This window comes from Streptomyces sp. NPDC026417, from assembly GCF_055567695.1.
The window spans coordinates 23,368-33,998 of record NZ_JBVHPY010000039.1; the positions used below are offsets into that span (position 1 = coordinate 23,368).

Below are 10,631 nucleotides of genomic sequence, written 5' to 3' on the forward strand. Positions count from 1 at the left end.
TCCTTCTGGGGTCGGTCGCTCCACGGTGTCAAGGCCGGCTCGCGATGTGCTCGACGGCAGGTCGCGCGGTGATGGAGTACAGGGGTAGCCGGCCCGCACCCGGCGTGCGGGTGTGGGCGGGTGCGGCGCGGGGGGCGGGCTCGCCGGTGAGGGTGGCCAGGACGTCGGCGACGGTGGTGGCGGGGCCGGTGGCGGGCAGGTGGCGCAGCAGGCGGGCGCAGTGGCCGAGAAGCAGGGCGGCGTCGGCGGCGGCGAGGCGGGAGCGGTCGTGCAGGGCGGCCAGCCGCAGCGCGCCGTCGTCTTCGTGGTGGGCGAGGAGGGTGAGGGGAAGCGCGGAGTGTGCGCCGCTGGCCCGAACGGGGCCGGGGCGTATCCCGGCGGCGGTGAGGGCGGCACGGCGGGCGGGGAAGCGGCGCGGGGTGCCTTCGATGGCCACCAGGCTCTCCATCAGCCGGCCGCCGGCGGGGGCGGTCCAGGCGCTGACCTGCGCGGCGGGCAGCCACTCGTAGGCGGCCAGGTCCAGGGCCCGCTCCCGCAGCACACCGAGGAGCTGCTGCAGCCGGTGGGCGGCATCGACCTCGACGCTCATCGGCAGCACGTTGCGCAGCGGGCCGGGCAGGCGTTCCACGGCGTCCAGGGTGATACCGCGGCCCGTCACCGCCACCCCGAACCCGACCGCGGCCGGCCCCGCAACGCCCACCGCCCGGTACAGCAGCAGCGCCCATACGGCCTGCAGGCAGGTGGAGTCGGCCAGCGCCCGCTGCGCCGCCCACTCATGCAGCCGGCCCGCTTCGGCGGCGCTCAGGTGCACCTCGGCGCGGCCGCAGCCGCGTTCACCCGTGGCAGGGCCCGCCACCGCCGGCAGCACCACCGGCGCGCGGGCCGGCGCGATCTGTGCGAACAACTCCCGCGCCCCGGCCACGTCCTGGCCCTCGAGCCAGTGCACCCAGTCCCCCACGTCCGGCCGGCGCTGCCCGCCGGGAAGGGCACCGCCGGCGAGGTAGGCGCGGTAGAACTCCTCCAGCAGCACGAACACACTCACCGCGTCGAGCAGCCCGTGGTGGAAGGTCAGCAGCACCCGCGTGGCCGGACCCCCGGCATCAGCGACCGCCCCGGCATCCGCCCCGCCCGCGAGGACGGTCTTCGCACCGGCCCCCTCCGCTGCTGCGGTGGCGGCCCCCTCCGCGGGCCCGGCGGTTGTTCGGGCGAGGGTGTCGGGAGCGGGCTGGGGGGTGGCGCCGGGGACGGGGGGCGGGTCGTCGAGGAGGGTCAGGCGCAGCGGGCCGGGGGTGTGCAGGTCGAAGCCGCGCCGACGGTCGCGTTCCAGCAGTTGCTGCCAGGTGATGCTGCCCGCCCGGTGGCGTACGACGTCGGCGCGGGCGCCGGGGTGGACGACCAGGTGCGGGACGGGCCGCCAGGCGACCGCCGAACGCAGCACCCGCTCGCGGTCGGTGACGGCCTGCCAGGCAGCGGTGAAGCGGCCCGTGTGCAGGGGGCCGTGCCAGCGCCAGGACAACTGCTCGAGGTGGCGTCCGCTGCCCGGATGGGTCAGGGCGTCCAGCAGCACATCGTGCTGCTGCCAGGTCACCGGGATGCGCAGCCCGCCCGCCTGCGGGCAGCACTCACCCCCGCCGGGCTCTGCACGAGCGGGTACGGGGTGTGGGCGGCTCGGCCTGACCATACGTACCCCTCCCCTGGTGCCCGGACGTGTGCCACACCCGGCCGGCCCTCCCGCCCCTGCCTTCCTTGGGGGGTGCGACATCCCGGCGGCGGCCCGGTGGGCACGCGGCGGCAAGGGTCCACCCTGCCCCAGCCTGCTGACCTAGCGCTGAGGGCACGCTGACACCGCCGGGAACGCGCCGGAGAACACCTCGCCCCCACCCCGGGCGGCCCCCTCACCCCGTTCCTGCCTCGCGTGCACACGCTCCCCGCCCGGCAGGGCGCCGCCGTGCCCAGGGGCGGGACCCTGCAGAACCCCCGGCCCGGGCCGGGCCCCGCCATGCGAGGCGCAGCCCGCCCACGCCTCGCACGCCCCGGCGGGGAGACGGCGAACGGAGCGCGGCAAGGGCGGCGAGGAGGCCAGGACGACGGCGAGTACGACGACCGCGAGGACACCGCACCAACGGCGACGGCGGGATGGACGGCGAGGATGTCGAGTGCCGCTCCGGCTGCGAGGACGGCGAGAGCCCGGTGGGCCGGGGGCGGGAAGAGCCGGGTGGACCGGGAAAGCCGGGAGAGCCCGGTGGGCGGGCGAGCCGGGAGACCCGGTGGGCCGGGTGGGCCGGGAGACCCGGTGGGCCGGGTGGGGGTGTGCTGGTCTGCTCGGCCGACCGAGCCGCGTGCCGGGGGTGTCAGGACCAGGCGATCTCGCCGTGGCGGGAGATGAAGCGTCCGCTGCCGGCGCCGGGCGCCTCGGTGGCAAGAGCGACGATGGCGTCCGTGCCCTCGGTGACGGTCTGGGGGCCGCTGTGCGCGTTGAGGTCGGTCGCGGTGTAGCCGGGGTCGGCGGCGTTGACCCGGATGCCCGTGAGGGCCTTGGCGTACTGCGTGGTCAGCATCGTCAGCGCCGCCTTGGAGGAGGTGTACAGCGGCGCGATGACGCGGGACTCGGGCCGGGCGGGGTCGTGGGTGAGGGCCAGGGAGCCCATGCCGCTGCTGACGTTGACGATCACGGGGTCGTTCGAGCGGCGCAGCAGCGGCAAGAACGCGGTGGTGGTGCGGATGACGCCGAGGACGTTGACGTCGAGGACGGCGTGGGCGTCGGCGGCGGTCAGATGGCTGGGGTCGCCCAGGGGGCCGTGGACACCGGCATTGTTGATCAGGACGTCGATGCGGCCCTCGTGCCGGGCGACGTCGTCGGCCGCGGCGGCCACCGATGCGTCGTCCCTCACGTCGAGGGGGACATAGCGGGCGCCGAGTGCGGCGGCGGCCTCCTCGCCCCGGGTGCGGTCGCGTGCTCCGACGAGCACGGTGTGGCCGCACTCGATCAGGCGGCGGGCACTCTCGCGGCCCAGCCCCTTGTTGGCTCCGGTGATGAAGGTGATGGTCATGCACTCGATGCTGACCGCTGCCGGACAGGCGGACCAGGCACGCGTGGACGGTAGGAAGAGCAGTACCACCCTTGCGGCCCCGCCCGCGGGGTGCATGCAGGAGGATGGCAGTCATGCCGGCGACACCCGAACCCGCACTGGGCGTGATGATCCGCACCTGGCGGGACCGGCTGCCTCCCTCGGCGGCCGGTTTGCCGGTGGCCCGCGGGCGGCGGGCGGCCGGGCTGCGCCGCGAGGAACTGGCCGACCTGGCAGGGGTCTCGGTCGACTACATCGTGCGTCTGGAGCAGGGGCGGGCCACGACCCCCTCAGCTTCGGTGGTGGCATCCCTGGCCCGCGCGCTGCAGCTGTCCACCGCCGAACGGGACCACCTCTACCGGCTGGCCCGCCTCGCCGTCCCCGCCGACACCACCATCTGTGACCATCTCCCGCCCGGCATGCAGCGGATGCTCACCCGCCTGGCAGACGTGGCGGTCGCCGTGTTCGCGGCGGACTGGCAACTGCTGTGGTTCAACCGCACCTGGGCCGCCCTGCTGGGCGACCCCGGCGCCGCGCCGCGGCACCTGCGCAACTTCGCCCGCGACAGGTTCCCCCTCGACGCCGGCCCTGCCCGCCTCGCGCAGTGGCCCGTGACCGAGACCGACCGCGACGCCACCGACAAGGCCGTCGTCTGCGACCTGCGCCGCGCCACCGGCCGCTTCCCCCACGACAGCCGCCTGGCCGCACTGATCCGTGATCTGAACGCGGGCAACGCCCGATTCGCCCAGCTGTGGGCCAACGGCAACGTGGCCGCACACCGCGAGGACCACAAAACCATCCACCACCCCACCGTGGGCCCCCTCACGGTGGACTGCGACGTCCTGACCGACGGCGACCTGCACCTCAAAATCGTCATCATGAGCGCCGCCCCCGACAGCGAAGACGCCACCAGACTCCGCCTGGCCACCCTCACCGGCCCACCCACCGCCACCACCGCCACCCCCCACACCTGACCCGCAACCCACCCGGCCGACCGGCCGGCCACCCGCACACGGCGAGCACCCACCCGCCCTGCACAGCCGGTTCCCGCCACGGCCGGCACCCCGACAGCCACGTCCTGCACCCCGACGGCCACGGCCGGCACCCCGACGGCCACGTCCGGCTCCGCGACGGCCACGTCCTGCACGGACGGAGCGCCTGCACGACCGAACTCCTGCACAAGCGAGGTCTCTGCACGGGCGGGCTCCTGCACGAGCCGGTCCTGCACGGGCGGGCTCCTGCACGGACGGGCTCCTACACGGGCCGGTCCTGCACGGGCCGGTCCTGCACGGGCGGCTCCTGCACGGGCGGCTCCTGCGGGGGGTGCGGGGGTTGGGTCATGGCGGAGAGGAACCCCTCATCGAGCATGGTGGTCACCAAGGTGTCACCGGCGGGATTCAGCCCGGCGTCCTGGCAGGCGGTGCTCAGCAGATAGCGGCCCAGCACCGGGTGGGTGGCAAAGCCCCACTCCCCCCGGGTGGCCGCGCTGCCGTCGGGGGCGTGCAGCACCCCCTCACGACTGAACCCGAACTCCTTGAAACCCAGCCGCAGCCCCTGCCCCAACGCCTTGCTGTAGGCCTCCTTCAGCGTCCACAACTTCAGCAGATGCGCGACCTGTTCGTCCTCGGCCAACCCGGCCAGATCCTTCGCCTCACCGGGAGTGAGGATCTGCGCCTGAAGCAGATCCAGACGCACGAACCGGTCCGCGGGCTCCACATCCACCCCGATCCGGCCCGTCCGGCTGAGCGCGACCGCCATCAGATCACCCGTGTGCGACAGACTCACCTCGATCTGATCGAAACCACGCAAGTACGGCCGCCCGCCCAGACGATAGGCCAGATCCAGCTGCTCCGGCGCGGCCCCCAACGCCGCCGCCGCGGTGTACTTGATCAACAACCGGGCGGCCGCGAACCGGTACCGCACCGCCGCATCCGGAGTACGCCGGTAACGCTCCCAGTCCCCACCCAGCAACTCCCGCAACCCAGGCGTGGTCAGCACACTGGGCAGCCACTCACTCCACGTCGTATAGACCACCGCGTTACCCAGCCGGGCCAAATCCCCCCGCACACCGTGCCAAGGACCCGCCGGCCGCGGCACATGCAGCGGCACCGCACACCGGACATGGGACATGTGCTGCATCATCGCTCTCCCTGCCTCTCAACCCTGCCGGCCCGCCCGACAAAAACCAGGTCCCGCCCCCCGGCGCGCGGCGCACACAAAATGGGGAGAGGGGGGTCCCGGACACCGGGCCCGGCCCTGCCGTGCGCTCAGGCCGCGCCCGACCGCAGTCGGCCACCTCACCCCCCTACCGCACCTCGCCTGCACCACCAACTCCGCCCAGAACGCCCACCCGTTGCGGCAGCGCCCCGACACCGCCGTGCGGTGCGGGCAGAACGCCGTGGGCTCTTCCCGGCGCACGGACAGCGGCGCGAGGTGAGGCGATGCACCCACCAACCCGCCAGCCCGCCAGCCCGCCGACGGCTCCCCCGTCGCAACCAGCAACAGCGACACCGCGCCGCGACCGCGCGCACTCCCCCACCACACCGGACAGCTCCACCCGGGGACGGGGCACTGCACTGCAGCCTCCTTCCGGTACACCTGCGGCCGTGGCACCGCACTGCAACCTCCTTCCGGCGTGCCTGCAGCCCGTGGCGCGGCACTGCAGCCTCGATTCCCGTGTGCCTGCGCTCGTGGCGCCCGGCGGCCGCCCCTGCTTCCGTGGTGCCGGGGGGTGGTGGTGCCGCACTGCAGCCTCGATTCCCGTGTGCCTGCGCTCGTGGCGCCCGTACCACCGCCCCTGCTTCCGTTGCGCCCGGGGGTGGTGGTGCCGTCCTGCCCACCCGCTGCTTCCCCGTGCCCTGCGGTCGTGTGGTGTTGCGGCTCCTGGTACGTGGGCAGAAGTGGGGCGCGGCGCGCACCCCGCCCGCGGGGGTGCGGGGGTGGGGGTGGGGGGCGGCTTCCCGCCCCTCTGCCCTCCCCCCTCGCCCCTCGCCCTCTCCCTGCCGGAGGGCCTGGGGTTATCCGGCCAGGGGGGTTGCATACAGGTCCAGGCTGCGGTGGTGGCGGCAGCGGTCGAGTACCTCCTGCAACACCGTGTGGGCGACGTCCGGCGGGATCGGGGGCACCGGCGCACCGAGGCGGCGCCCGATACGGCTCAGCGCCATGACCGCCCAGGCGGGATCGGCCAGGAACATGTCGCGGCCGGCGTGTGCCTCCCACACGCCCAGACAGGCCGCAGCGGCCAGAACAAGGGCGTAGCGGTCGGCCAGGGCGCAGGCCTGGGGGTCGAAAGCCATCGTGCCGGCGGCCGGCAGAGCACTGCAGCGCTCGCGCAGCGTCTTGAGTTCGGTGACGAACATGCGGGCCAGTTCGGCCAGAGCGGCCGTCGGTTCATCCTTGTCTGGGCGGGCGGAGAGCCGGCCGGTCGCGTGGATGAGGGTGGCGCTGAGCAGGTCGTCCTGGCCGTGGTGGGCCAGCCGCCGGTGGTCGAAGGGCGGCAGCGGCGCGCCGGGGGTGAACAGGGCGCAGGGCGGCTCCGCGCTCTTAAACCAGGTGCCCGCGGCCAGCATGGGCAGTTGCGGCACCAACACCGCCTGGCACACCGCCGTGCCGGCATGCCCCAGACCCGCCACCGGCAGATCCCGGACCAGTTTCTCAAACCCCCCCGACACCGGCCCCCGCGCAAAGCCGCGGGCACCGAGCACGGTCGCCAGCTCCTCCAAATCCTCCCGCAGCAGATCCGGCATCACATATTTCACGGCCGCGGCCAGCAGATAGGCATCCTCGGGAAGCAGACTCAACGCACGCAGCCCCGTCACCGCCATCGCATCACACGCCAGCAGATCCGCGAACACCCCCGCCAGCACCCGCCGCCCACGCCGCGGCTCACCCACACCCGGCCCGTCCTCGGTGGCCGCACGCACCGCCTGACGCAGCACACTGTCCACCCCCGCCAACACCGTTCCCGGAATCAGACAGTGACTGATCTGAAAACTCCGCAGCGCCAGCGACACCCCCTCACCCAAACCCCCCACCAAAGCACCCGCCGGCAGATACACATCCGTCAGCTCCAGCGGCGCGAAATGCGCCCCCCGCATCCCCGGCATCCGCACCCGCTCCCCCGCCCGCACCCGCCCCGACACCGGCCCACCCGGACCCAGCAACAACACCGAATGACTCCCCGGCCCCCCACCCCCACCGGTACGCGCATACATCACAAACGCATCCGCCCGACCCGCGTTGATCACCACATCCTTGCGCCCATTCACCAAAAACCCGCCCCCCGGCACGGCAGCCGCACTCACCTCACGACGCAACAACGCATTCGCATGAGCGACCTCACGATGCACAATCGACACCCGGCCCCCCGCCAGCACCACCCCCGCCAACTCCCGCCGCTGCGCCTCATCGCCGGCCGTCCACACCGCCGACGCCGCGAACAACGACGTCATCCCAAACCCGTACCCCAACGCCAGATCACGCCGGAACACCGGCCGCAACACCCGCGCCAGCCCCTCCAAATCGTGCAGCCGGCCCCCCAACTCCACCGGCACGAACTCCGCCCCCACCCCCGCCCCCGCCAACAACTCCTCCGTCACCCACGGAACCTCACGCGCCTCATCCGCCGCCAACAACACAGCAAAACCATGCGGATTACCCCCATCAAAAGGATCACCCAACAACCCCTCCAACCCCACCACCCGCCCACCAACCGACACCGCGGGCACCGGGCTCTGCGAACCATCCCCAGCCACAACCTCAAAATCCCGGCGGACCCGCACCCGCACCGAAAGCGCAGACACAGCCTCAGCCTCAGACCCGTCCTGAACCTCGACCCGAGCCTGAGCCCGGACCTCGGCCTGGACCTCGACCTGAGCCCGGGCCTCGACCTCGACCTGAGCCCGGGCCTGGACCTCGACCTGAGCCTGGGCCTGGACCTCGACCGCCTGAACCTGGGCCTGAACCTGGGCCTGGGCCTGGACCTGGGCCTGGGGAGTGAGCGCGGCCGGGGCCCGATTGGTTGTCGCGGACGAAGTCCCGGAGCTGTGCAAAGTGCGGACCTGCGAGCCCTCCCAGACCGGGACCTGACGGGCATGCGGGGCCGCGGCCTCAGAGGTCGCCACCTGCGGCACCGGGACCGGAGCCGGGACGGTGTGCGGCACCGGCTCCGGCACCGGGACAGTGCGCCGGCCGGGGGCCGCAGACACCTGTGAAGCCGAAGCCGCGGAGGCAGGGATCTGCCGCACCGGGACGGTGTGCCGGCCGGGGGCCGCAGACGCCTGTGAAGCCGGAGCCGCGGAGGCTGGGATCTGCCGCACCGCGACCGGAGCCTTGTGCAGGCCAGCGGCCCCAGACACCCGTGAAGCCGAAGCCGCGGAAGCAGGAGCCGCGGAAGCAGGGGCCGCGGAGGCAGAGGCCGCTGAGACAGGGGCCACGGAGGTGGGGGCCACGGAAGCAGGAGCCGCGGGGGTGGGGGCCGTGAAGGCTGCGGCCATGGGGGCCGTGGGGGTGGGGGCCGTGGGAACAGAGGTCTGCGGGGTTTCGGTGGTGGCCAGGTGGCCGCCCCGGGGGCCGGAGTCCTGCCCGGAGCCGGGCGCCGCAGACACCTGTGAAGCCGGAGCCGCAGACGCCCGGACCTGCAGCACCGCGACCGATACCGGAGCCTTGTGCAGGCCAGCGGCCCCAGACACCCGTAAAGCCGAAGCCGCGGAAGCAGGGGCCGCCGAGGCAGAGGCCGCTGAGGCAGAGGCCTCTGAGACAGGGGCCACGGAGGTGGGGGCCGCGCAGGCAGGAGCCATGAGTGCCGGAGCCGCGGAAGCAGGAGCCACGGAGGCAGGAGCCGCGGAGGTCGGGGCCGCGGAGGTGGGGGCCGCGGAGGTGGGGGTCGTGGGAACAGGGGTCTGCGGGGTTTCGGTGGTGGCCGGGCTTTCAGGCCGGGGGCCGGTGTCCTGCCCGGAGCCGGTCACAGGACACGCACCGCGCTCAACGCCTGCCGGACGGCCTGATCGACCACCAGCCGCCCGGACCGGCCCAGCGAAGCACGCACCCGGTGGCGCGCATCCTCCACCGTGGCCCCGCCCCCCAACACCCCTTCAACACTCGCCTCGTCCAGCAGCACCTGATGACGGGCGGTGATGTTCAACCCGGCCTCATCCGGCTCCAGCAGCCACTCCCCCGTATGCGCGGCCAGCAACGGCCCGGTACGCCGCTGCTTGAACACCAGACGACCCGCACCGGGAAAACAAATCCGCACCGACTCCGTATCCAGCGCGCGCCCGTCCCCAGCCACACTCCCCATCGTCATCACCTGCACACCCGGCGCCTGCTCCACCACACTCAGACTCCGCACATGCGACAACGCACCCGGCCACTCCTGCGCCCGATACAGAAAATCGAACACCAACTCCGCCGGCGCCTTCACATGAACACGGTCCTCACACGCCAACACCAGCCCGTCCAACCCCCGCCACACACCCCCCAACTCAGCCAGCCGCTCCAACTGCGCCCGACTATTCGCCCGCGTCACCTCCTCAACCCACGCCACCTCCTCCAAACGATCCCCCTCCACCGTGAACGCATGCTCCAACACCACCCGACACCGGTCCCCCAACGGAACAACCGTCCACACCCCACTCAACGAACCCACCGGCGCCACCGGCCGGTCCTGCGTGAACTCGATCCGCAACCCCACCGCATCCAACCGGCGACTCGACACCCACGACACCACCCGGCCCCCCGCAGTCGCCCACATCCGCAACCGCTCCCGACACCCATCAAAATCCAACTGCTCCACATGCACACACGGCGGAAAAAACAACGACCACTGCGACACATCAGCAATCAGCCCATACACCACCCGAGCCGGCGCCGACACCACCACCTCCTCCACCACACCACCCACCCCCACACCCGCACCCGCACCCGCACCCGCACCCGGCACAGGCACAGGCACAGGCACAGACACAGGCACAGGCGACCGTGTCGGCAACTGCGTCGGCAACGGCAACTGCGTCGGCAACGGAGACGGCATCATCCACACCCCAAACCCATCGAAACAGCAACCAGACGCCGGACAAGCACCGCACACGCACCAGCCAGAGGCCAGCCGAGCGACGGCCAAGCGCCGGCCACACACCCGACAGGCACCGGACAGGCACCGGCCGGACGCCGAAAAACCGCCCGACAAGCGCGGGCCCGGTGCCGGCCGGGCCTTCCGACCAGCCCGACCGACACCACACGCAGCACCGGCGTCCCTCAACACCAACACCACGCGAACAAACCACCCCCACCCAGCAACCCGCCAACGATCAGCCAGCCAGGCCCCAGACAGAAGCAGCCACAACCCCCACCCTCACCAAAGCCACTCGTAAAACCCCCGCACCCCACTCAAGCCCCACTCAAACCCCCACCGACAACCCACCCCCACACAGAAAGACCGACCCGGCCCGCACCAAGCGCCCTACCGGCGGGAGCGGTCCGCAGCCCCGTTACCGTTTTCGTGGCCTCGCAATGAGGCTCCCGGCCTTCGGCCCCGGTATGACTTGAGCCCCCAGTCGAGATGAT

General features: G+C 72.8%; 6 protein-coding genes. 1 reads left to right on the top strand and 5 read right to left on the bottom strand.

The annotated features are described in order from the left end of the window. Positions 1 to 28 precede the first annotated feature (28 nt). Positions 29 to 1,681, bottom strand: a complete 1,653-nt coding sequence (locus ACZ4NT_RS36150; protein ID WP_467729503.1) for a condensation domain-containing protein — start codon at positions 1,679 to 1,681, stop codon at positions 29 to 31. A 670-nt stretch (positions 1,682 to 2,351) separates the two neighbouring features. Beyond that, the gene (locus ACZ4NT_RS36155; RefSeq protein ID WP_467729505.1) at positions 2,352 to 3,050 is read right to left on the bottom strand and encodes an SDR family NAD(P)-dependent oxidoreductase; all 699 of its coding nucleotides are present in this window, start codon (positions 3,048 to 3,050) and stop codon (positions 2,352 to 2,354) included. 113 nt (positions 3,051 to 3,163) lie between these two features. On the opposite strand from ACZ4NT_RS36155, the gene ACZ4NT_RS36160 reads away from it, so the two are divergent. Then, the gene (locus ACZ4NT_RS36160) at positions 3,164 to 4,042 is read left to right on the top strand and encodes a helix-turn-helix transcriptional regulator (RefSeq protein WP_467729507.1); all 879 of its coding nucleotides are present in this window, start codon (positions 3,164 to 3,166) and stop codon (positions 4,040 to 4,042) included. 280 nt (positions 4,043 to 4,322) lie between these two features. Here the strand turns inward: ACZ4NT_RS36160 and ACZ4NT_RS36165 are convergent, their stop codons facing one another. The 3 genes from ACZ4NT_RS36165 to ACZ4NT_RS36175 form a co-directional block, all read right to left on the bottom strand. Then, positions 4,323 to 5,210, bottom strand: a complete 888-nt coding sequence (locus ACZ4NT_RS36165; protein ID WP_467729509.1) for a 4'-phosphopantetheinyl transferase family protein — start codon at positions 5,208 to 5,210, stop codon at positions 4,323 to 4,325. Between the two features lie 875 nt (positions 5,211 to 6,085). Beyond that, positions 6,086 to 8,191: an acyl-CoA dehydrogenase gene (locus ACZ4NT_RS36170; protein WP_467729511.1), complete on the bottom strand. Its 2,106-nt coding sequence runs from the start codon at positions 8,189 to 8,191 to the stop codon at positions 6,086 to 6,088. Positions 8,192 to 9,030: 839 nt separating this feature from the next. Next, entirely contained in the window at positions 9,031 to 9,960 is a 930-nt protein-coding gene (locus ACZ4NT_RS36175; RefSeq protein WP_467729513.1) for an aromatase/cyclase, read from the bottom strand. Positions 9,961 to 10,631: the final 671 nt, after the last annotated feature.